Origin of the sequence: Fictibacillus enclensis (assembly GCF_001457035.1) — a bacterium.
Taxonomy (GTDB): Bacteria; Bacillota; Bacilli; order Bacillales; family Fictibacillaceae; genus Fictibacillus_C; species Fictibacillus_C enclensis.
This window is the reverse complement of the sequence record NZ_KQ758617.1, coordinates 655775-680347: the sequence shown is the minus strand read 5'-3', so window position 1 is coordinate 680347 and position 24573 is coordinate 655775. Positions and strand designations below refer to the sequence as shown.

The 24573-nt window shown below is 43.8% G+C and carries 24 protein-coding genes; 12 read left to right on the top strand and 12 right to left on the bottom strand.

Annotation, left to right across the window (positions count from 1 at the left end; translation table 11 throughout):
• Positions 1 to 9 precede the first annotated feature (9 nt).
• Positions 10 to 2769, bottom strand: a complete 2760-nt coding sequence (locus AS030_RS03615; RefSeq protein ID WP_061968488.1) for a response regulator — start codon at positions 2767 to 2769, stop codon at positions 10 to 12.
• A gap of 194 nt (positions 2770 to 2963) precedes the next feature.
• Here AS030_RS03615 and AS030_RS03610 point away from each other — a divergent pair, with 194 nt between their 5' ends.
• A complete protein-coding gene (locus AS030_RS03610; RefSeq protein WP_061968486.1) occupies positions 2964 to 3338 on the top strand; it encodes an avidin-fold protein in 375 nt (124 codons plus the stop codon).
• A gap of 50 nt (positions 3339 to 3388) precedes the next feature.
• On the opposite strand, the gene AS030_RS03605 is transcribed toward AS030_RS03610, so the two are convergent.
• The 5 genes from AS030_RS03605 to AS030_RS03585 all read right to left on the bottom strand — a co-directional run bounded on the left by AS030_RS03605 (position 3389) and on the right by AS030_RS03585 (position 6763).
• Positions 3389 to 3607 (bottom strand): hypothetical protein, encoded by a 219-nt coding sequence (locus AS030_RS03605; RefSeq protein WP_061968483.1) that lies wholly within the window; start codon positions 3605 to 3607, stop codon positions 3389 to 3391.
• Positions 3607 to 4986 (bottom strand): L-cystine transporter, encoded by a 1380-nt coding sequence (locus tag AS030_RS03600; RefSeq protein WP_061968481.1) that lies wholly within the window; start codon positions 4984 to 4986, stop codon positions 3607 to 3609. Before AS030_RS03600 ends, AS030_RS03605 begins: the two co-directional genes overlap by 1 nt.
• Before the next feature lie 185 nt (positions 4987 to 5171).
• Positions 5172 to 5609 (bottom strand): GNAT family N-acetyltransferase, encoded by a 438-nt coding sequence (locus tag AS030_RS03595; RefSeq protein WP_061968478.1) that lies wholly within the window; start codon positions 5607 to 5609, stop codon positions 5172 to 5174.
• A 2-nt stretch (positions 5610 to 5611) separates the two neighbouring features.
• Positions 5612 to 6547 carry a nucleoside hydrolase gene (locus AS030_RS03590; RefSeq protein WP_061968476.1) on the bottom strand — a complete coding sequence of 312 codons (936 nt, stop codon included), beginning with the start codon at positions 6545 to 6547 and terminating at the stop codon, positions 5612 to 5614.
• A 27-nt stretch (positions 6548 to 6574) separates the two neighbouring features.
• The gene (locus tag AS030_RS03585; protein WP_061968473.1) at positions 6575 to 6763 is read right to left on the bottom strand and encodes a hypothetical protein; all 189 of its coding nucleotides are present in this window, start codon (positions 6761 to 6763) and stop codon (positions 6575 to 6577) included.
• A gap of 213 nt (positions 6764 to 6976) precedes the next feature.
• Between AS030_RS03585 and AS030_RS03580 the strand changes: the two genes are divergently transcribed.
• The 3 genes from AS030_RS03580 to AS030_RS03570 all read left to right on the top strand — a co-directional run bounded on the left by AS030_RS03580 (position 6977) and on the right by AS030_RS03570 (position 10070).
• Positions 6977 to 7423 carry a DUF4385 domain-containing protein gene (locus AS030_RS03580; RefSeq protein ID WP_061968471.1) on the top strand — a complete coding sequence of 149 codons (447 nt, stop codon included), beginning with the start codon at positions 6977 to 6979 and terminating at the stop codon, positions 7421 to 7423.
• Between the two features lie 41 nt (positions 7424 to 7464).
• Entirely contained in the window at positions 7465 to 8574 is a 1110-nt protein-coding gene (locus AS030_RS03575) for an AI-2E family transporter (protein WP_061968469.1), read from the top strand.
• A gap of 137 nt (positions 8575 to 8711) precedes the next feature.
• Entirely contained in the window at positions 8712 to 10070 is a 1359-nt protein-coding gene (locus tag AS030_RS03570) for an FAD-binding oxidoreductase (protein WP_061968466.1), read from the top strand.
• Here AS030_RS03570 and AS030_RS03565 read toward each other — a convergent pair.
• Positions 10055 to 10462, bottom strand: a complete 408-nt coding sequence (locus AS030_RS03565; protein WP_061968464.1) for a VOC family protein — start codon at positions 10460 to 10462, stop codon at positions 10055 to 10057. The genes AS030_RS03570 and AS030_RS03565 overlap by 16 nt on opposite strands.
• Before the next feature lie 106 nt (positions 10463 to 10568).
• Here AS030_RS03565 and AS030_RS03560 point away from each other — a divergent pair, with 106 nt between their 5' ends.
• Positions 10569 to 11804, top strand: coding sequence for an aminopeptidase (locus AS030_RS03560; protein WP_061968460.1), 1236 nt, complete (start codon positions 10569 to 10571; stop codon positions 11802 to 11804).
• A gap of 28 nt (positions 11805 to 11832) precedes the next feature.
• On the opposite strand, the gene AS030_RS03555 is transcribed toward AS030_RS03560, so the two are convergent.
• A complete protein-coding gene (locus AS030_RS03555) occupies positions 11833 to 12063 on the bottom strand; it encodes an ATP-binding protein (protein ID WP_061968458.1) in 231 nt (76 codons plus the stop codon).
• A 175-nt stretch (positions 12064 to 12238) separates the two neighbouring features.
• Positions 12239 to 12886: a C40 family peptidase gene (locus AS030_RS03550; RefSeq protein WP_061968455.1), complete on the bottom strand. Its 648-nt coding sequence runs from the start codon at positions 12884 to 12886 to the stop codon at positions 12239 to 12241.
• A gap of 231 nt (positions 12887 to 13117) precedes the next feature.
• On the opposite strand from AS030_RS03550, the gene AS030_RS03545 reads away from it, so the two are divergent.
• On the top strand, positions 13118 to 13654 hold the full coding sequence (locus AS030_RS03545) for a CcdC protein domain-containing protein (RefSeq protein WP_061968453.1): 537 nt from the start codon (positions 13118 to 13120) through the stop codon (positions 13652 to 13654).
• A 96-nt stretch (positions 13655 to 13750) separates the two neighbouring features.
• Here AS030_RS03545 and desB read toward each other — a convergent pair whose 3' ends face one another.
• Complete coding sequence (desB, locus tag AS030_RS03540; RefSeq protein ID WP_061971503.1) at positions 13751 to 14806, bottom strand: Delta(10) desaturase DesB; 1056 nt, start codon at positions 14804 to 14806, stop codon at positions 13751 to 13753.
• 318 nt (positions 14807 to 15124) lie between these two features.
• On the opposite strand from desB, the gene AS030_RS03535 reads away from it, so the two are divergent.
• The 6 genes from AS030_RS03535 (at position 15125) to AS030_RS03510 (ending at position 22734) form a co-directional block, all read left to right on the top strand.
• Entirely contained in the window at positions 15125 to 17575 is a 2451-nt protein-coding gene (locus AS030_RS03535) for a DUF6359 domain-containing protein (protein WP_061968450.1), read from the top strand.
• Between the two features lie 91 nt (positions 17576 to 17666).
• Positions 17667 to 18023, top strand: coding sequence for a hypothetical protein (locus AS030_RS03530; protein ID WP_061968447.1), 357 nt, complete (start codon positions 17667 to 17669; stop codon positions 18021 to 18023).
• 525 nt (positions 18024 to 18548) lie between these two features.
• A complete protein-coding gene (locus AS030_RS03525; RefSeq protein ID WP_061968444.1) occupies positions 18549 to 19535 on the top strand; it encodes an NAD(P)H-dependent flavin oxidoreductase in 987 nt (328 codons plus the stop codon).
• A 202-nt stretch (positions 19536 to 19737) separates the two neighbouring features.
• Positions 19738 to 21066 carry an arsenic transporter gene (locus AS030_RS03520; protein ID WP_061971501.1) on the top strand — a complete coding sequence of 443 codons (1329 nt, stop codon included), beginning with the start codon at positions 19738 to 19740 and terminating at the stop codon, positions 21064 to 21066.
• A 16-nt stretch (positions 21067 to 21082) separates the two neighbouring features.
• The gene (locus AS030_RS03515; protein ID WP_240482199.1) at positions 21083 to 21766 is read left to right on the top strand and encodes a DUF2642 domain-containing protein; all 684 of its coding nucleotides are present in this window, start codon (positions 21083 to 21085) and stop codon (positions 21764 to 21766) included.
• A gap of 101 nt (positions 21767 to 21867) precedes the next feature.
• Positions 21868 to 22734 (top strand): NAD(P)-dependent oxidoreductase, encoded by an 867-nt coding sequence (locus AS030_RS03510; protein WP_061968443.1) that lies wholly within the window; start codon positions 21868 to 21870, stop codon positions 22732 to 22734.
• Positions 22735 to 22779: 45 nt separating this feature from the next.
• Here the strand turns inward: AS030_RS03510 and AS030_RS03505 are convergent, their stop codons facing one another.
• Positions 22780 to 23955: an aminotransferase gene (locus AS030_RS03505; RefSeq protein WP_061968442.1), complete on the bottom strand. Its 1176-nt coding sequence runs from the start codon at positions 23953 to 23955 to the stop codon at positions 22780 to 22782.
• Entirely contained in the window at positions 23952 to 24446 is a 495-nt protein-coding gene (locus AS030_RS03500; RefSeq protein WP_061968441.1) for an Lrp/AsnC family transcriptional regulator, read from the bottom strand. Before AS030_RS03500 ends, AS030_RS03505 begins: the two co-directional genes overlap by 4 nt.
• Between the last annotated feature and the right edge of the window lie 127 nt (positions 24447 to 24573).

Below are 24573 nucleotides of genomic sequence, written 5' to 3'. Positions count from 1 at the left end.
TGTTCTTCCTTACTTGTTTAATATCCAGACTCTCATGACAGAAAACAGCTGTTCAATTTTCAGCGGTTTGCTGATATAGTCCGAAGCCCCAGCTTCCAAGCATTTTTCCCGGTCACTCTTCATGGCTTTGGCGGTCAGTGCAATGATTGGGACACCAGCCACTCGCTCATTAGCCCTGATTCTTCTCATCGTTTCAAACCCATCCATCACCGGCATCATAATGTCCATCAAAATTAAGTCCACATCATTTTCATTTTCTAGCATTTCCAGGCATTGTGTACCATTTTCCGCCGTAATGACGTTCATTTTTTCATTTTCCAGAGCCGTTTTTAACGCAAAAATGTTTCGGTGGTCATCGTCGACAATCAATACCTTTTTCCCTTTAAATGAGCTGTCTTCCTCTTTAACAGGGGTATCTTCCTGTTGATGGCTGGTGTGCTCATCAATTTCCTTCAGTTCTTCAGCGAGTGCCGCGTCGTCCGAAATGGCAGCAGCAACCTCGCTTTCTGACTCCTCCATCACGAGCATCGGAGCGTGTTGAGTGAGCCCGTTCGGCAGACTCGGGATGTAAAGCGTAAAGGTGCTTCCTTCTCCCTCTTCACTTTCAAGCTCCAGCTGCCCGCCAAGCAGCTTAACGAATTCCAGGCAAATCGAGAGACCCAGACCGGTTCCTCCATATTTTCGAACGGTCGCCCCATCCCCTTGTTGGAAGGCTTCGAAAATAAGATCATGCTTATCCTTCGGAATTCCGATCCCTGTATCTTTCACTGAGACCTTCAGCCAGTGGTCGGCGCCCACCTGCGGATGGAATGCCTTGTCTTTCGCTATATGCAGCGACACACTGCCTTCCTCTGTAAACTTGAACGCATTGGAAAGCAGATTTTTGATTATCTGCTGAAACCTCTTTTCATCGGTATAAAAAATATCCGGAACATCCGCATCTTTTTTTACCTCAAAGGTTAACCCTTTCTTGTCGGCCATATGGCCAAAATTGCGTTCAATCTGTGAAGGAAATTCGCTCATGTTGACTTCGCTGAAATGCATTTCCAGCTTGCCTGCCTCCACCTTGGATAAATCCAGTATATCATTAATCAAGTTCAACAAGTCTTGTCCGGATGAATGAATGACCCGTGCAAACTCCTCATCCTCCGAGGAAAGTCCGTTTGCAGAATTCTCGGCAAGCATTTCGGACAGAATCAGGATGCTGTTCAGCGGCGTACGCAGCTCATGGGACATGTTGGCCAAAAATTCAGATTTATAACGGGAACTTAATGTAAGCTGTTTCGCCTTTTCTTCGAGTTCAACTTTTGCCTGCTGAAGTTCTGCTGATTTCCCTTCTGCTTCAATGGAGCGCTGTTCGAGTTGCTCATTGATCATGCGCAATTCTTCAGACTGCATTTGCAGCTCTTCGGATTGCGTCTGCATTTCTTCCGATTGAGCCTGGAGCTCTTCGGTCATGGCCTGGGATTCCTTCAACAGGCGCACAACTTCCATTCGGCGAATAACACTGTCAATGGTTAGACCGAATGTTTTGGTAGTGTTTTCCACAAGATCGATATGTTCTTGTGTAAATGCTTCAAGAGAAGCAAGCTCCAAGACCGCAATGACTTCATTCTCAAACATCACCGGTGCAATCAGCAAACTTCTTGGGCGCACCTCTCCAAGGCCAGTCCCAATCAGCTGATAATCGTCCGGAAGGTGATCAATAACCATCAGGCGCTTTTCAGCGGCGCATTGGCCGATAAGCCCCTCTCCAAGTTTAAAGGATTCCCGTCCAGCCGAATTCATCGGCGCAGCGTAGGTACCTTTCTTGATAAAAGAAGCCTTACCGCCTTCCCCTTCACGAATATAAATGGCTCCCGTGGATGCATTCGCAAATTGGGCAATTCCTGTAATAAACTTTTCACCAAGTACTTTAATCGTAGACGTTCCCTGATATCGCTCTACTACCTCATTCGTGCTTGACTGAAGCCATTCTCTGCTTTCAACAACGGAAAGCAGGTTGTTTGTCGCTTCGGCTAAATCTCTGATTTCATCCCTGCTTTTGACATGGATCCTCTGGGTGACATCACCGTTCGATGACATGGCGGAGATGGATCGTACAACCGCATTTACGGTCTTAACAATGGAACCGGATACAAACACAGCGATTGCTGCAGATATAAGGACAACAAAGAACAACAGTACATATAAGCTTGTCTTCAATACAGCATTTTGGTTATCAAGCTTGTCCGCCCTCTCTTTGGTCAACCCTTTTTCTGTTGTGCGGAACGTATCGAACTGGGTGCGGATGTCTTCTACTCCCTTGCTCCGGGCGGTATCTTTCTTGAAAAGAGAAAGGACATTCCCATCCTGTCCATCTCTCTTCATCTGTATAGATGGCTCAGCCGTATATTGAATCCATTGATTGATATCATCGCGGATATCCTGCAGCCTTTTTTGCTGTGATGGATTATCGGAAATTAAATCATACAATTTGTTGTAATTATCCTTCCAATCACTTGCACCAAGGCTATAGGGCTCCAGATAACTTTCATCTCCTGTAATGATGAAACCACGCTGACCGTTTTCCATATCCAAAACTTGCTTTTCAATTTCATTCGTAAGCCCGTGCACTTCAATGTCGTGGTTAATAATATAATTCCGCTCCGTCTGCATGGAGGAAATTTGATTGTTTACTGCGATTATTGAAACGACCAGACACAGAATAATGACGAGATATCCGGTAAATATCTTACCCCGGATACCGAATCTCTTTCTCCCTATCATTCTATCATCCGCCTTTTTAAAGTCATATTCACTAATCTATTATAAACAAGTATTACCAATAAAGACAGCAAGAACTTATTCATCAGACGAACACAAAATCCTCCCAAAAATAATAAAAAACAGAATTTTCTGTTTTAATTTCCTTTCTCTTCTGATATCATTATCTTTAAAACTTTAAAGGGAGGACGCGTTAAATGATTGATTACAATAACCGACAGTTTGTAACTATTCGACAAGCAAAAAAAGGTGAGGTTTCGTCCAAAACCTATTTTTCTTATAAACAAGAGGGATCAATCCTTACTGCAACCTACTCTGGCGGTGATATCCTGAAGGGAAATATGGTAGGGATGGTTGATGAAAACGGGAGCATTCAAATGACTTACAGCCACATCAACCAGGACCATGAAATCAGAGGAGGGAAATGCACCGCTGTTCCGCACACTCTGCCCGACGGGAGGCTGCAGCTCACTGAAACGTGGACTCCTTCAGGAGAAGAGAGACATCAAGAAGTTTTTTCTGTGGAAGAAGTCTCGGAGATGATTTATACGCCACAAATCATTTTTAACTAACATATATGAAAAGAGCCGGCATCTCCTGTAAAGGATCCTGGCTCCTCTTTTTAATCATCAAGATGAACAGATGAATCTTTGTGAACAAAACTTAAATGTACAACATCAAGAACACTTTCCACTACCCTGGTAAAATGGGCTTTCCAAAACGATTCATACGGAGCGAGAACATATTCCTGATTTTCGAGCTCTTCAAAGAGCTGAAGCGGCGGAAGAGTAAAAATAGCAAAAACCTGGAGAACTGTATCTCCAGGTTTTTTGCTTCCCATCACTCCAACTCATGAACCGGAGAATGATAAACGGAGGTATCAAGTTCTTTTCGGGCTTTGCTGGTTAATATTCCCGCCGTCATGGCTCCGCTTACGTTTAATGCGGTCCTGCCCATATCAATCAGCGGTTCAACCGAAATGAGCAGCCCTGCCAAAGCGACCGGAAGATTCATGGAGGAAAGAACGAGAAGTGCAGCAAATGTTGCTCCTCCTCCCACTCCGGCAATACCAAAAGAGCTGATGGCAACAATCACGATCAGACTAAGAATAAAGGATGGGGTCAGCGGATTGACTCCCACAGACGGAGCAATCATCACCGCCAGCATCGCCGGATAAATACCTGCACATCCGTTTTGCCCGATGGTAAGTCCAAAGGAACCCGCAAAGTTGGCGATGCCTTCAGGTACTCCGAGACTTTTTTGGGTACTGATGTTCAGTGGAAGCGCCCCGGCACTCGTTCTAGATGTAAAGGCAAACGAAAGCACCGGTATAGCCTTTCGAATATAGGTGAGCGGGTTCAACCCGGAAAAAGCAATAAACAGCAAATGAATCACGAACATCAATGCCAGAGCAACGTACGAGGCAACCACAAACTTACCCAGTTTGGCAATCGCGTCCAGATCGCTTAAAGCCACGGTCTTTGTCATCAAAGCAAGCACACCATAGGGCGTCAGCCGGAGAATGAGCGTTACCACTCTCATAACGATGGAGTGAATAGCATCAACAAAGCTTGCAAAAAGAGCCGCATGGTCCTCCTGCTTCCTTTTCACACCAAGATAAGCCACTCCCAGTATGGCTGCGAAAATAACGACTGCTATGGTGGAAGTTGGCCTTGCACCTGTAAAATCAAGAAAAGGATTTGTGGGCAGGAGGTCAAGAACCTGCTGTGGCAAGGTTTTATCCTTCACCGTTTCAAATGTGGTCTGCAGTTCTGCCGCCCGGGCCGCTTCTGCACTGCCGTTTGAAATTTGAACTGCCTCCAAGTTGAAGGAAAGAGCTGCCGCAATCCCGATGGCAGCGGCAATAGCAGTAGTTCCGATGAGGAGTCCAATCACCGAGCCGCTGATTTTCCCAACATTATTCGTCAGTTTCAGCTTGGTGAATGCTGACAGAATAGACACAAAAACAAGCGGCATCACGGCCATTTGCAGAAATTTAACATAGCCTCCCCCGATAATCGAATACCAGTCGGTTGAATGGGTAAGCACTGAAGAAGAAGGCCCATAAATAAACTGTAGAATAAGTCCCCAAATGATACCGGCGGCCAAGGCTGTAAACACTCTTTTGGAAAAAGAAACCTTTTTTTTCTGCAAGTAATAAAGACTGCCTGCGATCAGCAACAAAACGGCAATATTAACAACAATTAAGAAAACTGTCATTGTACTTTTCCTCCTTGTTATATGCCAGTATCCTTACCGCAGAACTTTACCCTCCCTCCCATCTATACAAAAAAAGACCCACTTCATTAAAAAAGCGAGCCTTCAGCATGTCTGATCAGCAAATTCTTGTGCGGTATGGATTTGTTACATCATATGCTAGGATGCTTTCCTCTATGTGCACCGGGTTATAAAAGTTTCTTGTACATCACGATATGCGGACCGATTCCAGGCAGTTCAAAAACTTCTCCGTTCTCCTGCAAACCGATTTTTTTATAATATCCTGCCACCCCTGTTCTGGCATTGCACCACCAGAGGTCACATTTCCTTTGCTTAAGGATTTCTTCGCCCCTAGCGAGCAGACTGCTCCCTGCTTTTTCTTTACGGAAGTTTTCCAATGTTGCCATGCCTCGTAAGCGGTTGTGCACAAGACCGTCGAGATCAGGATGTTTTTCTTTATAGAAAGAAGCAATGGAAATCAGTTCTTCTCCGATAAATGCGCCTAAATGAAAGGTGTCCGGTTCATGATCTCCCGGAAAGTGGCAATCCTCAATGGTCTGGTTCGGCCGAAGGATGTTGTGCCTTACCGGATAAGTTTGTTCTGGTGGAATTGTTTTTATGTTCATTGTTATAGCTGCTCCTTTTCAAAGGACAAAACACGATTAAGAAAGTGGGACGTAAAAACATCTTTGTCCACTTCCAGCCCTACCTCAATACCATGTCCTGTAGCTTTTCCAATGCTTTGTCCCAGGGTGTGTTCATCCGTTGAAACATGCACCTGCATGGTTTTTGTTTTAATAAAGGATGGCTCAATGGCCACCGCAACGGCGAGCGGGTCATGCAGAGCACATCCGCCAAGATGCGGATTGTTTTTTTCATAAAAATCCATATAAAAACTGCACATGTTTGCAAAAGCCGTTCCAATCTCAATCCCCCGGCATCTCCAATCTTCAAGAGACTCTCTTTTCAAAAGAGTTTGCATCGTAATGTCGAGTCCCACCAGTGTAATAGGCAGTCCTGAACGCAGAACATAATCAGCAGCTTCCGCATCAGCGTAGAAATTAGCCTCAGCATAAGACGTAACATTTCCCGGGACAGTGACCGCGCCGCCCATGATAATGACCTCTTTTACCATAGTAATGATCGAAGGATCCTTTTCTATCGCCAATGCCATATTCGTTTGAGTCCCGACAGTCACCAGGGTAACTTCATTTGGGTACTTTTTCACCATGGATATGATGTAATCGCTGGCATGGGTATCCGGGACAATTGCCGCGGGATCTGGAAGTCCTATATTTCCGAGTCCGTCCTTTCCATGCACCTCATACGCTCTGTGCCGTGTCGTTTCTCTTCGGAACGGTTGATCCGCACCCTTTATTACCGGGATATCTCTTCTGCCCAGAAGCTGAAGAACCTGGAGCGTATTTCTTGTTGCTTCGTCAGCGGAAACATTCCCAAATCCGGTTGTAATGCCAAGGATATTCAACTCAGGAGAATTTACAGCATAGGCAATGGCCAATGCATCATCAATTCCCGTATCGACATCAAGTATGGTTAATTTCATTTATGCTCTTCCTTTCCTAAAAATTGATCAAAGATTTCCTATGTACAGCCCAAGTCCGATAAGACAGAAAACAATCAACGCAATATATATGGCAGTGAGTCGGGTTAAATTGCTTTTTGTTGAAGAACCATACTTTGCGTCCTTTTGCAGACCAATAAATATCGTTAGAGCGGCTATCACCACACCTGCGATGAGAGCTGTTATGATATATCCCATCCTTATCCCCTCTTTCCTTACTTACCTATCCCTTATGGTAAATCAGGGAACCCAAAAAGCCAATAGTGGAGGAATAATATTCGATAAACTTTCAATATACCGACAGTTTCGGTTCATGAAATTTCACCATGTCGGCTATACCGCTCTTTCCTTAAGCGTTTTAAGAATGGAGAGAAACGGGAAGTATGGTGATATTAGGAGGAGGCGCTGCAGATGGGGTTCGATTATGATCTTGATTTTAAGCACATTGATTTCCGCAAGCACCCGGAAAAATACAAAGTAGGCAGAGGAGAGCAAGGAGTCCTGCTCGTCGAACCATACAAGAGTGAAATTCTCTCACACTGGCGTTTCAAAACTCCCGAAATTGCAAAAGAGTCCTCCGAGAAAATCTATCAGCTTTTTTTGGAATACAAAGAGGAGAATGATCTTGTTGGAATGGATATGGCGAGAAAATTTTTGCAGATGGGCTATACCCGGGCCAGACGATACACGAATTATAAGGGTGGGAGGAAATACGATAAAGAAGGAAAGGCAAACGAAAGACAAATCGATGAAACCAAAGCAGAATCGGCAGCCATCTTCATGGAAAAATGGAAAATGGCCAGGGAAGACGAAGAATATCTTAAATTTAAAAAAGAACACCAACGCCGCTATGGTTAAAGCCCATTCAACGACATAACATTTCAATCAGAGGTGATCAAATGCCAAACTCAAAATATTTTCGAATTGGATACGGTATTATTATAATTCTAATCATTATTTTTCTCTCGACCAAAGTAAGCTTTATCTTCCGGCCGCTTGAAATCATATTCACAACCTTGTTTTTTCCGTTTTTAATTGGCGGAGTTATTTTTTATTTGCTTCGACCCATCGTCTATTACCTTGGAAAACATCGTGTGCCCAAAGCCTTATCCATCCTGTTAATCTATCTTTTATTTATCGGGCTTGGCACTCTTCTTGTATTTCTTTTGGGGCCGCAGCTGCAAAACCAGTTTCAGGGACTTATTAAAAATACGCCGCAAATTGTGGACACACTCAATGATAAAATCAACGGACTGAAGCAGAATGAATGGTTTTCGCGCTTTCAGCAAAACGAGTATCTTACCATTGACAGCATCACTAAGAAAGCAAGTGATTACGCTAAGGATTTCTCAAGTAACCTCGGTGACAAGATTACCAGTTTAATCGGAATCATTACCAGCATTGCGACAGTGATTGTAACCGTACCATTCATCGTTTTTTATATGCTGAAAGACAGTGAAGGGATCGGAAGCCGAGTGGAAAACGTACTGCCTTATTTGCAGGCTTCTGAAGCGAAACGAATTTTAAAAGACATGGACGAAGCACTCAGTTCCTATATACAGGGCCAGGCGATTGCTGCATTTCTTGTTGGAGTGATGATGTATATCGGCTACAGCATCATCGGCCTGGATTATTCACTCATCCTTGCCATTACGGCCATGATTACGAATATTATACCGTTTCTTGGCGCCTTTATCGCTTTCATTCCAGCCTTAATTATTGGATTGATTATGTCTCCATTCATGGCCTTGAAGGTAGCCATCGTGGTCATTGTGGTACAGCAGATCGATGGAAATGTTACTTCCCCGCTAATTATGGGAAGAAAACTCGATGTCCATCCGCTAACAGTAATCCTTATCCTTCTGGTTGCAGGAAATATGGCAGGATTCCTCGGAATGATTCTCGGCGTTCCGTTCTATGCGCTGTTAAAAGTTGTTGTGAGTCATACGTACCGGCTGTATCAACTAAACAGAGAAAAAGAACACAATGGCATAAAAATTGTAGACTAATAAAACCGAACAGCCCGCCAAATGAACGGCGGGCTTTTGCGTGCGTCAACCATGCAAGCTGTCCAAACCAATTTTCTCTTGCTCACATACCATAGGTCTAGGTTTATTCAATACATGTGAACAAGGAGAATGAAAAATTGAGCCGGACAAGACTAACAGGTAAAATCGTTGTACCAGGAAGTCCCTCCTATCGTAAAGACAGGCAAAACTTGAATCTTAGCATTCAAAAATATCCTTGCATCATAGTTTTTTGCCAAAACCGGTGCGATGTAAAAAACGCTCTAAAGTGGGCACGAAAACAGCGAACCCCTTTCCGCGTCCGAAGCGGGCGGCACAGCTATGAAAATTTTTCTCTAGTAAACCGGGGGCTCATTATTGATGTCAGTGAAATGAAAGATATTGTGTATCATCCAGAGCAGCAAATGGCTTATATTCAAGCAGGCGCTGAACTGGGGATGGTTTATCAGCAACTGTGGGACAACCGAGTAACGATCCCTGCAGGCACATCCTATAACGTAGGTCTCAGTGGACTGGCACTCGGCGGGGGAATTGGTATGCTTACCCGCGCCTATGGGTTAACATGTGACAGCATTGAAGAAATAGAGATCGTCGTTCCATGCGAAAAACATGGCGCAAAAATCATTTGTGCCAGTCAAACGAAAAACTGTGATTTATTTTGGGCATGCTGCGGTGGCGGTGGCGGAAACTTCGGCATTGTTACAGCCTTTAAATTCAAAGTATATCCTGTGGCCAACGTATCCATTTTCTCAATCACCTGGAATTGGGAAGACTTCCATGCCTCCTATAACTCCTGGCAAAACTGGGCTCCGTTTACCGACAGCCGTCTGACATCCCAAATCGAACTCTTTGCTTCAGGAACCACTACTGCCTCAGGTGAATTCCTCGGTTCCCCAAAGGAACTGGAAGAGCTGATTAAACCTCTGTTGGAGACCGGTACACCTTTAAATGTGATGATTCAGTCCATCCCTTATATAGAAGCTGTAAGCTTCTTTAATTCCCCGGCTGGAAATCTCCCTGCTCCCTTCAAGCGTTCGGGCTCATTTGTTTATGAGCCACTACCTGATAAAGCCATTGAAACCATGAAACAATTTCTTGAAAATGCACCTAATCAGCAAACGACCATCTGGCAGCAGGCTCTGGGCGGAGCTGTAAAGGAATATGCCCCTAAAGAGACCGCTTTTTTTCACCGAAAGGCTATGATTGCCCAAGAGTATAACACTTCCTGGACGTGCAAGGACCAGAAGCACGAAAATATCTGTTGGGTAGAAGGGATAAGGAACGCACTGAAGCCATACACCAAGGGTGACTATGTGAACTGGCCGGACAACGCCATAAAAAATTGGCCGTGCGCCTACTATGGTTCAAACTACAAGAGGCTTCGTAAAGTAAAAACCGAATATGATCCGTATAATGTTTTCTGCTTCTCCCAAAGTATTCGCCCTTATCCCCCAAACGGGCATTATTGGCCGTTATAATCACACAGCTCAATGATGGTTCCCTGAGTGTGCACCGGGTTGATATAAATGAGCCTTCTGCCATAAGGATTGATCCGGTACGTTTCTTTTAAAAAGGTGATTCCCTTACTCTCGTAATCTTTGATCGCTTCTTCAAGGTTGTCCACTTGATAGGCAATATGGTGGACACCTTTTCCTTTTTGCCGGATGAAGCGTTCAATGGGAGATGTTTTGCTCGTTGGCTCCAGCAGTTCAATGATTTGATTTTCCATTTCAATGACGGCGATATGAGTCTCCACACCAGGCTTTTCGCTTGTGTACCGGTGAAGCAGTTTTCCTCCAAGCATCACTGTGTAAAACTCGATGGCTTCATCAATACGGCGGACCGCAATGCCTGTATGATCGATTTTCATCATGTCCCCTCCTTTCTATGCATAGTATACCGTTCCAGCCCAATTCTTTAAAATACCACCTTCTGGCATGACTGTAGTAGAATGAACAATATAGGAGGGATATTTCATGAAAACGTTTGAAGAAAAGCTCGACCAATATGCAGAAATCGTGGTCAAAGTAGGACTTAACCTTCAGGAAGGCCAGCGATTATTGATCAATTCTCCAATTGAAGCGGCACCGTTCACCCGCAAGGTAACCGAGCATGCCTATAAAAATGGCTGCAAGCGTGTTTTTGTGGAGTGGACAGATACAGAAACGAACCGAATCCATTTAAACAACGCTTCAGAAGAAGTATTGAAAGATAACCTTCCACAGTGGCAAATTGACATGCATGAAAGTTTAGTTGAAAACAATGACTGCATGCTCATGGTCACAGGCAGTGATCCGAATGGATTTAAGGGTGTGCCAGCTGAACGACTAATGTTTGTGCAAAAAAACGCCGGCGAGCGCCTTGAGAAAGTATCCAAAGCAAGGCTGGCAGGAGAAGTTCCCTGGTTGATTGCAGGTGCACCTACAGCAGGCTGGGCCAAAAGTGTCTTTCCGGAAAAAAATGAAACCGATGCCATTGAGGCGCTTTGGGAAGCCATCTTTAAAACCGTTCGCGTCGATCAGCTTGATCCTGTAGCGGCATGGAAAGAACACGGCCAAACATTGGTGGAAAAAGTAAACTATCTGAACGAACAGAAGTTTAAAACCCTTCATTACAAATCCGAAGGCACTGATTTAAGCATTGACCTTCATCCAGAGCATGTTTGGATTGGCGGCGGCCATCACTCCACCTTTAACACCTTTTACATACCCAATATGCCGACAGAAGAAGTATTTACCGCTCCCCTTAAAGAAGGTGTAAATGGCACCGTAACCAGTAAAAAACCGTTATCCGCCATGGGGAATATCATCGACAACTTCACACTTACCTTTAAAGATGGAAAAGTCGTGGATCTTAAAGCGGAAACAGGCGAAGATACGCTGAAACAGCTTCTTAACATCGACGAAGGAATGAAATACCTCGGAGAAGTTGCACTTGTTCCGTATGATTCCCCTATTTCGAACGCAGGGATTGTGTTCAACAACACACTGTTTGATGAAAATGCATCCTGTCACCTGGCACTGGGCATGACGATCAGCATGAACATTCCTGGTGCGGACAAGTTAAGCAAGGAAGAACTGGAATCAAAAGGCGTCAACCAAAGCCATGGGCACACCGACTTTATGATTGGCTCTGCCGATCTTGAAATTGAAGCCGAGTATCATGACGGCAAACGAATTCCATTGTTCACCAACGGAAACTGGGCAATATAAAAAGACGAAGGGCTGAAGCCCTTCGTCTTTATTTTGGAAAATTCATGATAAAGGCGGTTCCTTTGCCGCGTTCACTTTCCACTTTTATCTTGCCTTCATGCTTCTCTATAAACCATTTCGCTATGGATAAACCAAGACCAAGTCCTTCCTCATCACTTCTTGACTGGTCACTTTGGTAGAAACGTTCAAGTTTCTTAATACGAATCTCTTGTTGCTCTTGTAAGTGGTTGATTTGCGTTTCAGAATGCTCGCTTTCCACGGGGCTCACCTGTCACGCATGTCCCGTCGGAGTCTTACACCTTGCACTCCAATCAACTTGTCAATGAAGTTTCTTCCGCCTAAAGCAATAAGCTTTTAATAAAACTTATATAAAAGAGTAAACAAAAAAACGCCAGCTTATCCCCTGATGAGATAAGCTGACGTTTTTTGTAGGACTAACGATATCGTTTTGCACCTTCATAGCGCGGAGACCAATACGAGCTGTCCAGCTCGGATGTGGTGACTCCCTTTGAGGAAGATGCGTGCATGAATTTACCGTCGCCAACATATACTCCCGCGTGGGAAAGTTCTCCGTTTCCGTTAATATCAAAGAACACGATGTCCCCGACCTGAGGAGAATCCACAGATTTTCCTTCTTTATGGATGTCTTTTACGGTGCGAGGAAGGTCAATGTTCTCTGCACGGTCAAAAATGTAGTTTAAATAGCCGCTGCAATCGAATCCGTCCGGTGTTTCACCACCCCATTCATAAGGTGTGCCGGTATATTTTTTTGCCTCATCCACAATTGCCTGTTTGCTGAACACACCCAACGCTTTATACACCGAGTTTCCAGCGACGCCATCAACCGCAAGCCCTTTATCTTCCTGAAGTTTTTTTACTGCTGAAGTGGTGTATGAACCATAATAATTTGTGGTTTTATGATATGTAAAATATCCTTTATCTTTCAATAAAGCCTGGAGGTCCTGAACATCTGAATCTGTGGTTTTTGGTTTAAGTGTCTCATCTCCGAGAGCTGCATGGCCTGCTACGGGATTTAGTGCAAGAACGCCAGCCGCGATCATTCCTGAAACTAATTTTTTCAAAATAACATCCTCCTGTATATCTGAATTCCCTGCTCATTCTAACAAGGCAATATGACATGAGGATGTTAAGAACATTACAATGAGATAACAATCTAGGCCAAACTATAATTTTACCCTTTTTTATTATTTTAAAAACCTAACTAAATCAATGGATAGACACCAGCCGTTCCCCTTTTCAAAGCAGGTGTTATACTAACGGAAAGGATATATAGAGAAGAGGTGAAACAAGGTATGCACATTCAGCAAATGGCCATACCCCTGCTTGTAATGGCGTTTGTCATTTACCGAAGAACCCAGCGTACGATCGGTTTTCAATTTTTCAAACCAAGAAGGCTTATCTTTCGAATGATTCTTTTTACTTTAATTATTATCGGCTTTTTAGCAAATGCAGCACTTCATCCACGTACTCTTTTTTATGCAGTGCCCGGAATTCTGATCGGAGTTGTGCTTGTCCGTTATGCGGCGCTGCACAGTAAATTTCAGTGGAAAAATAACGAACTGTATTATCGAACGCATAAATGGATTGAAGCCACCGTCCTTATCCTCTTTTTGGGACGCTTTTTATACCGATTCCTCATTTTGGCGGGCAGCTCCGACTGGCAATCGATGCAGAACATGCAGTATGGACAGCATTTTACTACCGACCCGTTAACCGCTTTTGTCTTTTTTATTTTAGGAACCTATTACATCGGCTTTAATGCTTACATTCTAAAAAAGGGTAATGGGCTAAAAAAAGAAGAATCTCCCATGCATCCTGAGGTCCTATAATCGTTAGACACAAGTCCTTCCAATCATGAAAAAAGAGTAAATCAAAAAAATCCACCTTTTAAAAAAGAAGGCGGATTTTTTGCAAGTTGCTCCAGCTTATACTGATTTTTTATAACTCTTCGTTTTCGAATCTTTGTACAAACCATTCCCCAGTGTTCCAAACAGTGTTTCCTTATTCGGATCAATCAGCTCATTTCCTTTAAAATAGACTCTCGGTGTATTCCATAAGGCTTTCATTGCTTTGCTCATTTTCATCTCATGATATCGTTCGGGCCACATTTTTTTAATATGCTGCTTGACCACAGGATAATACTTCGGGCTCATGCTTGGAAACAAATGATGCTCGGTATGATAAGAAAAATTGAAGTGAAGTACATCCACCCATTTGGGAACGGTTACTGTCAGACTGTTAGCCAACGGGTCATTAACAGGTGTCAATGGATTCAGTCTATGATTGGTTGAAATATAGCTCATGACAATGAAATTAGCGATCAGCAAAGGTATGAAAAACGCGAAAAGCCATTTAACCGGTCCGATCCAGAATAACAAACCAATCCAGGTCGCCCATGGAAGAACCGTTTGCAGTAGAACAGCCGGGCGATTTCGTGGATTGAAATCCTTTATATATTCAAAAAACATTTTCAGTCCATGCATGGTAAATTGAATGCTTAGGGATATAAAGCTGAAGAATGCACGCAGCCCAAAAGGCAGTCGGTAAATAACCCGAAGAAACGAATTTTGGACAAGCCGCTCTAGAGCGGGCCAGGCATCCGGATCTTTTTCGTCGTGCTGGGTATGAACGTGATGATTCATGTTATGCCATTTTCTCCATAGTCTCGGGCCAGTACTTAACGGCCAAAAAGCAACAGCACCAAGAAAGTTGCGCAGCCAGGCTGTTTTAACAACTGTTCCATGAAGGATTTCATGTCCTAAAAATCCCATGGCGGCAAAACAAGCACCCAAAACCCCGGCAATCATTATATTGAACACAATATGAAGATCAAAGAAACCAATCCCTAAAAAGCCGGCAACGATAACGAGAAGATAGGCGAATCCTCCCCACAGCCGGGATGGAACAGGTTTAAACATAGTTTTTGATAGATGCGGTGTAATGCGGGCAGCGTACCACCCAAACGAATGAAGGTCTTTAATATAAAGGTCCCCTTTCTTTACTGCAAGTTCCTCTAAGCTTATAAGACTATAGAGTGAGTTACAAGTGAAATTTATGACAGTATTCTGAATTTTCCGCAAAAATGGGTATATCTAGAAATCATTTAGCGGGCTTAATATTTTAAGGACGTTTTTACTAAGTAAAAACGAATTTCAGGGCACAATTCCTCATTTTTCCACATAAGTCTTTTGTAGCCGTTTTTACATGATATATTTACATTATTCGTCTCATTTCTTAATAATTGGGTGATACGAGGTAATGGGTCTGTTTTAAAATTTTAAAGTAAAGGGTGAAAGGACATGCGTACAAAAGGGTACAAAAAGGGCTTAAGCCTGGCAATGGTTCTCCTTTTTATTGTCAGCTTGTTATCCCCTGTCGCTGTAAAGACAGCAACTGCTGCCGATGTTATTTCGGTTAAGGATGCCATCGCCAACAACAGCGGCAGTAATAAGACTGTGGAAGGCTATATTGTAGGAACGGTCAGGGGAGGAAGCGGAACATCAATCTCTTACCAATTCTCCGCACCTTTTTCCGCAAATACCAATCTGGCCATCGCTGATTCGCCAACAGAAACCGAAAAAACCAAAATTTTGCCGGTACAACTTCCAGCTAATGCTGTAAGAGAGGATCTGAATTTAAAAGATCACCCTGAAAACCTTGGCAAAAAAATTCAAATTACGGGTGACTTGGCCGCCTATTTTGCGGTACCAGGACATAAGAATGCCAAAAGCTATACATTTGTGGGTGACACTCCACAGGATCCTCAGGCAGAACCTGTTACGGCAACTCCAGATAAAGGGATTGTGACAGGCGGCTCGACGGTTACACTCTCAACAGCCACACCAGATGCAGACATCTATTATACAGTCGATGGAAGCGATCCATCTGCCGAGAGCACAAAGTACAGTGAACCGATCACCATCAATGAAGACACGACCATCAAAGCAATAGCCGTAAAGGACGGCTTAAAAAACAGTGAGACATCTACTTTTACATACACAGTCGCTCTCACCGGATTGCGAATCCATGATATTCAGGGAGCTTCCCAGCAGTCACCATTTGCTAATAAATCCGTAGCAAACGTAGAAGGAATCGTCACACATGTCGTGGACAGCAATAATTTCTACATGCAGGATCTAAAGCCAGACAAAAACGAAAAAACATCAGAAGGAATTCTTGTATATAAAAAGGGACATGGATTATCAGCTGGTGATGTGATCAAAACCACAGGGCAAGTAAAAGAATGGGTACTGGACGGTTATTCTGAAAAGTTGAAAACCGACCTTCCCGTTACAGAAATCAATGCGGATACCGGCGGTTCGGTAACCTTGACAGAAACCGGGCATGCACTTCCTGCTCCTGTTCTCCTTGGTTTCGGCGGAAGACACATCCCGACACTGGTAATTGATAATGATAACTTTGGCAAGTTTGATCCAGAAGAAGACGGAATCGATTTTTACGAAAGCCTTGAAGGTATGAGAATCCAGTTAAAAGACCCACGAGTAATCGCTCCCCAAAGCTATGGTGAATTGTCTGTAGTGGTCAAGAATCAAGGTAACTCTCCGCTCAATTCATCAGGAGCCATCAATATTACAAAAAAGGATTTTAATCCTGAACGTATCTTTGTAGACATCAATGACAATAATTTTGTAGCAAAATCCGGGGATTACTTTAAAGGCAGCATTACCGGTGTTGTAAGCTACAGCTTCAGCAACTATAAAGTCCTTGCCAACAAGGATGAACTTCCAGCATTCTTTGAAGGAAAAACAGAACGTGAAGTCACAAAGCTTAAAGGCAAAAAGAAAAAGCTTACCATTGCCAGCTTTAACGTTGAAAACTTCTCAGCTAATAAAGAAGGCGCAGACGGAACAAGTGACGAAAAGGCGGAGCGAATTGCAGATTCCATCGTCCATAACCTAAAGTCTCCTGACATTATTGGACTTACCGAGATTCAGGACAGCAATGGTCCCGTTAATAACGGAGAAACCGATTCAAAGGAAAGTGCCGAGCGCCTTATTAAAGCCATTCAGGCCAATGGCGGTCCAGCATACAAGTTCACTGATATTGCCCCTGTCAACGGAAAAGACGGCGGAATTCCAGGGGGGAACATCCGCGTGGCTTTCATTTATAATCCGGAACGTGTTTCCCTTGTTTCAGGAGAAAAAGGAACAGCTACCCAGTCAGTTGTATATAAAGACGGCCAATTGTCTCTAAACCCAGGACGCATCGATCCGACAAATCCGGCATTTGACAACAGCCGAAAACCTCTTGCGGCACAATTTGAGTTCAATGGAGAAAGGATTGTAGTCATTGCCAACCACTTCAACTCAAAAGGCGGAGATGAGCCATTGTTTGGCAAGCACCAGCCGCCTGTATTAAGCAGTGAAATTCAGCGCCATAAGATTGCAGATATCGTGAACCATTTTGTAAAAAGCATTAAAGCCGACGATCCAAACGCGAATGTCGTTTTGACTGGTGACTTTAATGACTTCGAATTCAGCTCCACTCTTGAAAAGGTAAAAGGAAAAGAATTATCCAACATGATTGAAGAAGTGCCTTCCTTTGAGCGCTATTCCTACTCTTACCAGGGAAATGCTCAAGTACTGGATCACATTCTTGTTTCCAATAACCTTAAGAACAGCACTAAGGTAGATATCGTGCACATTAACTCCCAGTTCATGGAGCAGCACGGACGAGCGAGTGACCATGATCCTGTTGTGGTTCAGGTGAAATTGAAAAAAGCCAATTAATAAAAGGGTGCCTTTTGGGCACTCTTTTTTTATGATTCACTGAACCTTTTTGCTGCCTCATACGTCTTAGTTACAAAAAGGAGTTTTTCATATGAGCAGACATATTGAATTCGCAAGCGACCGCTTAATCATAAACTTCAAAGGGCTAACAGCGGCTGCGGCACTGAAAAAAGAAATCACCGTTCCCCTCACCGCTATTTCCTCCGTCCGTGTCGGGGACTTTAAAATTAACCCGGTCGCCTTCCGTATTGGTACTTCAGGCATCACGCGTAACATAAAACACGGGCGTTTCCTATATCAAAATGAATGGGTCTTCCTTTCCTTCTCCAATCACAAAAACGTGCTGATTCTCGACCTTGATAATTTTGAATACAAGAAAATCATTCTGGAGCTCGACTCACCAGAAGAGGCCAAAAATAAAATTGAGAGCCTGCTAACCCGGGTGTAACGAAAAAAGCAATCCAAAATTGGATTGCTTTTTACATCCATCCTTTTTCCTCAGCCAATGTAATGGCTTCAATTCTGCTTTTCACCTGCAGCTTGGCAAGAAATAAGACTTTGAGACATGTTTTAATGAAACGACCTTATTCATCTTCGTCCACTTCCAATTGATAGTTTATTGTACGAAGAAAAAGGTCGCTGTTCAGTCGAATGTGTCATTAAAATGGTGTGACAAATGGCATGTTATTCCGAAACGGGCTGGAGTAAATCACGGAATGCATCTTCAAGACTTGTATACGAAAACTCAAATCCCTGTTCCACAATTCTGCACTCCTCCAGCGAGCACGATTTTTTTGGCCATTTTATTCTCCTATCTATTAAATTAGTAGATATTCCCATTCTATCATAGAAATATAGCGTTTTCACTTGACCGCCGAAAATCCGTAAAGTACCTTTAAAGGGAGAAGTACAATTTCACATCCATAAAATGAATGATAATTCATTCATTTTAATCGCCAAGGGAGGAATAGTTATGCCGGAAAAATTGACTGAAGATTTTGTAAACAAATTGAGTTTGCCTGTTATCGCTGCACCCATGTTCCTTGTATCAAGTCCTGAGCTTGTCATTGAAGCTTGTAAATCAGGAATTATTGGTTCCTTCCCGCTCCTAAATGCACGTACCAGTGAGATACTCGAGGAATGGATGCTCCGGATCACCGGAGAACTCGAATTGGCGAAGAATGATAACCAACCTGGTAACGTTGCTCCATGGGCTGTAAACATTATTGTACATAAAAGCAACAAACGCTATAAACAGGACTTGGAGCTGATTGGCAAATATCAGCCTCCCGTTGTTATTACTTCGCTCGGCCATCCGGGAGAAGTGGTTGAAACCGTTCACAAATACGGTGGCCTTGTATTTTCTGATGTGATTCATCTTGTTCATGCCAGGAAAGCCGCACAGACAGGAGTGGATGGATTGATTCTGGTCTGCAATGGTGCCGGCGGCCATGCCGGCACCATAAACCCCATCGCATTCATGGGTGCGGTCAAAGAATTCTGGCATGGCATCACCATTTTGGCAGGCTGCATCAACAATGGGCAAGATATTTTGGCTGCAGAAGCATTGGGAGCAGACATGGTTTATATGGGCACCCGTTTTATCGCGTCGGAAGAAAGCTTTGCCAGTACGAATTACAAGACCATGCTCATCGATTCTTCTTTTGAAGACCTGGTCTACACGGATGCATTTAGCGGAGTGAATGCCAATTACCTAACACCAAGTATACGAAATGCAGGTCTTGATCCTGACCACTTGAAACGAAAGGAACAAGTGGACGTTTCACACCTTGATGCCTCGGATGCCAAAGCGTGGAAAGATATATGGTCTGCCGGGCAAGGCGTAAATTCCATCAAAGAAGTGGCTCCTGTTAAAGAGATCGTCTCAGAGCTAAAAAGAGATTATGACAAAAGCCTACAACGTCTATTGAAAAAGAATGGAAAAACCAGAACCCTGTAAGAAGAAGCTTCATGAAAGCTTCTTTTTTTGAGGGTCATTTGCGCATTTCTAGCAAAATGTGTGAATGGCTTAGGACAAGTTTTTTGCTAGACACATATACTTTAAGTATAGATGTACCTTAGTGATGCATGCTGCCGCATTTAACTTCACTAGTTTTCCCATCTAAGATTGCTTTAAAGGAAGTGAAGTTTTGACTGAAATAATGGTGTCTGTCACTGTTCTTTCCTTTCTCCTAACCTTACTATTTATCTTTTGGCGGCCTTTTGATATGAACGAGGCTGTCCCCGCGACCATAGGGGCTGTCCTCGTGTTGGCATGTGGTTCCATATCCCTTCAGGATCTCGGAAAAATCGCAGAAACGATCAGTGGGGCTGCCATCACCATAATAGCTACCATTGTAATGGCAATCGTACTCGAAAGCTTTGGTTTTTTTACCTGGATGGCACAGCTGCTTGCAGAAAAGTCAAAAGGTTCTGGAATCCGGCTTTTCTGGAATGTCAATCTGCTTTGTTTTTTTATGACCCTTTTCTTTAATAACGATGGAAGTATACTCATTACCACCCCGATCTTAATTCTTCTGCTTAAACATTTCCGCTTAAAAAATCACGAGAAGATCCCTTATCTACTTTCAGGTGCTTTGATTGCCACAGCCTCAAGTGCCCCCATCGGCGTAAGCAATATTGTAAATCTGATTGCGTTAAAGATTGTACACATGGACCTTTATATGCATACGGCAATGATGTTTGTTCCGGCAACTCTCGGATTGACTTTTTTGGTGCTGCTGTTGTTTCTATACTTCAGAAAAACATTGCCCCGCCGCCTCCCGCAGGTTACGTTCGATCTTTCGCAACCGGTCTCACACCCGCTAAAGCCTATCCAGGACTCACCGATAAAAAACAAGAATGGGTTCATGTACAAAATACTGCTGTTTGTGCTATGTGTCAGGCTCAGTCTGTTTGCTGCTTCATATGTAGGCCTTCCGGTTGAAGTCATGGCTGTGCTTGGTTCTCTGGTTCTCCTCGTATGGCGGTGGGTCTATTTAAAGATTAATCCGCTGGACATGCTCAAGAAAACACCCTGGCACATTCTCATCTTTGCCTTTAGCATGTATGTGATCATTTATGGACTCCATAATATCGGGTTAACGGAGGCACTTGTTGGCGTTCTGATGCCATTTGTTTCCGAACATCACCTGTATGCGAGCCTTTTGATGGGCGGTACCCTGAGTGTTCTATCCAATCTATTCAACAATCACCCCGCCCTGATGGTAGGCACACTAACCCTTACCAACATGAACCTGGATCCGCTTACCTTGAAAGTTGCATACCTGGCAAACGTGATTGGCAGCGACATCGGCTCCCTGCTCCTTCCAATCGGTACACTTGCCACATTGATGTGGATGCATTTGCTCAAAAAAGGAAACGTGAAGCTAAGCTGGAAGCACTACTTTAAAGTCACGATTGTCGTCATACCGCCAACCCTCGTATTTACCTTGATTTGCCTGTACTATTGGGTTCATTGGTTATTTTAGTTATGGAGGAAAATGAATGAAAAATGAATTATCAACTGAATATATGAATCTTTTAAACACCTTCGTCGAAATGGAGGTTTCCGGAGGCAACGTTCATCTTGGTGTTTTAGTGGATATTGGCACGGATATCTATGTCCTATTTAATGGACAGGACTATCTTTATATCCCTTCCATTCACGTGCACAACCTTCGAAAATCAAGTACTTTTATAGAAGAAGCCAACACTGCAGGTATCCAGGCACCCATCGACCACCACACAGACAGAGTGTCCTTCCGGAAAATTCTCATGAATGCAAAAGGGCGCTTTGTCAAAATTTATGTAACGGGGGATAAAACACTTCATGGCTATATTACCAGCATGATGAATGATTACTTTGTTTTTTACTCGCCTGTTTATAAAACCATGTTTATCACCCTCAGCCATCTGAAATGGCTGATTCCCTACAATAACTCCGTTACCCCTTACACCTTAAGCTCCGAAAAACTGCCAGTCAGCCATCACTCCTTACCTTTGTCGCGAAGCTTTGAAGAACAATGCAAAAAACTTGAAGATCAAATGGTGGTTCTTGATTTGGGAGATCATCTGCAAAAAACAGGATTGCTGAAAAATGTTTTCGAAAACAAACTCGCCCTTGTGAATGCTGAAGGAGATACTGTTTATTGGAACCTTCACCACATTAAAATCATATATGCTTTATGATTTTGTTCATCGATTCCCTTGAATCGGTGTTTTTTTTGAGCCTGATTATTAGCAGTCCATGCACGCTAACGTTAAAATAGGGGCATACAAGGAGGGATTTCATGATTGGATTTATTGGATTAGGCATTATGGGAAGCCGGATGGCAGCCAACCTGCTTTCGTCAGGAAACAAACTGGTCATTTACAACCGTACCAAAGAAAAAGCCCTGGACCTGCTCGACAAAGGCGCAGTTTGGGGGGAAAGCCCTGCTGAAACAGCAAGGCAATCCACCGTACTGTTTACCATGCTTACCAATCCGAAAGCGGTAGAAACTGTCGCTTTGGGAGATGAAGGATTTTTGCAGCACCTTCCCAAGAATTCCATCTGGGTGGACTGCAGCACGGTTAATCCTGGTTTTTCAAGACAGATGGCGGATGAAGCCCGCCGATTTGATATCCGCTTTTTGGATGCCCCGGTCGCCGGATCGCTAAAGCCTGCAGAAAATGGGGAATTGGTATTCCATGTGGGTGGAGACGCCGGGGTTCTGGAAGAAGTCCGTACGTACCTGAATGTAATGGGCAAAGCCATTCATCACCAGGGAGAGCATGGCAGCGGTACATCGATGAAACTCGTGGTGAATCTGACACTCGCGCAGTCCATGGCCGTTTTTGCAGAAGCTCTCAATTTCGGAGAGTCTCTCGGGCTTGAAAAAGAAACCATCCTTAACACATTGATTGGAGGGCCAACCACCGGGGCCTTTATCGGCGGTAAAAAGAACAAGCTCCTAACCAATCAATATGATACCGAATTTCCTCTGGAGCATATTCAAAAAGACTTAAATCTCATTGCAGGCGAAGCCTATCAGAGCGGAAGCTCCCTTCCCATTGCAAATGTAACAAAAGAAATGTATAGTTTGGCCAATCAATACGGACTGGGGAAAGAGGATTTCTCCGCCATCTATGAATTTTTGCGTACGCCGCATAAATAAGCGAAAAGCACCGAATCCTTCTTGGATCGGTGCTTTTCTGTACCCTTATTCCCTGTTTTCAATAAACCGCTTAATCCGTTTCATTGCTTCCTCGAGCTTGGCGATGGATGTGGCGTAAGAACATCGGATATGCCCTTCTCCACTTTCACCAAACACACTTCCTGGAACGACGGCGACCTGTTCTTTCAGTAACAGCTGTTCCGCAAATTCTTCTGAGGAGAGCCCTGTACTCTTAATAGAAGGAAATACATAAAAGGCACCGCCCGGTATATGGCATGAGAGCCCCATCTCTTCGAGGGCATGGGTTACGAGACTTCTTCGCTGGCGGTAGCTTTCCTTCATCCTGATGACATCTTTTTGTCCGTTGACTAATGCTTCCAGTGCAGCATGCTGGGCCATCGTTGGTGCGCACATCATCGTATACTGATGAATTTTGAGCATGGCCTGCAGGATGTCCTTTGGTCCGCAGGCAAAGCCCAACCGCCAGCCGGTCATGGCGAATGCTTTTGAAAATCCGGAGATCAAGATAGTTCTTTCCCGCATGTTTCCTACAGAAGGAAAACTCGTATACGGTTCGTCATATGTCAGCTCCGCATAAATTTCATCAGAAATAACGAGCAGGTCATGCTTTTCCACCACTTGCGCAATCTTTTGCAAATCTGTCTTGGACAGCACGGTACCGGTTGGATTGTTCGGGCTGCATAACAGGATGGCCTTTGTCTTTTCAGTCACAGCCTCCTCGATATGTTCCGGCTGAAGCTTGAAATCGTTTTTGCTGTATGTGTGTACCGGCACAGGCACCCCTCCAGCCAGCGTTACGGTCGGAGCATAGGAAACAAAGCTCGGTTCCACAACAATCACTTCTTCGCCAGGATTGACCACTGCACGCAGTGCAATATCAATCGCCTGTGAAGCCCCTACCGTGACGACCATCTCATTTTCCGCATTGTAAGTCACCCCAAAGCGCCGCCTCATGTACCGGGTGATTTCTTTTCGCAGTTCAAGCAACCCGGCATTGGCTGTATATGCGGTATACCCCTGCTCCAATGAATGGTAACTCGCTTCAATTACGTTCCATGGTGTCACAAAATCCGGTTCACCCACACCAAGTGAAATGACATTTTCCATGGAAGAAGCCAGATCGAAAAAACGGCGGATCCCCGAAGGCTGTATGGATTCAACAGAATCAGACAAATACTTAGATCGCTGTTCGGTAATCATGGCGACACCACAATTCGTTTATCTTCTTCATTTTCGCTGAACACAAGACCATCATGCTTGTACTTTTTCAAAATGAAATGAGTTGTTGTCGAAAGAACAGAATCCAGAGTAGACAATTTCTCAGAGACAAACCGTCCAACCTCTGCCATCGTTTTTCCTTCAATGGATACCGACAAATCATAAACGCCGGACATGAGATAGACCGCTTTCACTTCTGGAAAACGATAGATTCTCTCCGCTACTTTATCGAATCCTACTCCCCGCTTTGGCGTTACTTTAACATCGATCATGGCTGTTACCGCACCCTCATCGGTGCCCTTTGTCCAATTAATGATGGCAGAATATCCAAGAATCACTTTTTCTTTCTCAAGCTTTTCTATCATTTGTTTCGTTTCATCTTCAGAAATCCCCATTAGTCTTGCAATGGTTGAATTTTCAAGGCGGCCGTTTTTTTCAATGAGCTGCAGCAATTCCCGTTCCTTCGCATCCATTTCTATCACTCACTTTGCAATATAATATGATGAACATTATAACAAATCCTGAGGTTTGCGCCATTAGTTTTTTTCATCCTTTTCCGTTTACGTGCGAAAAACAAAACAAGCCGCCTTAATCTTTGGC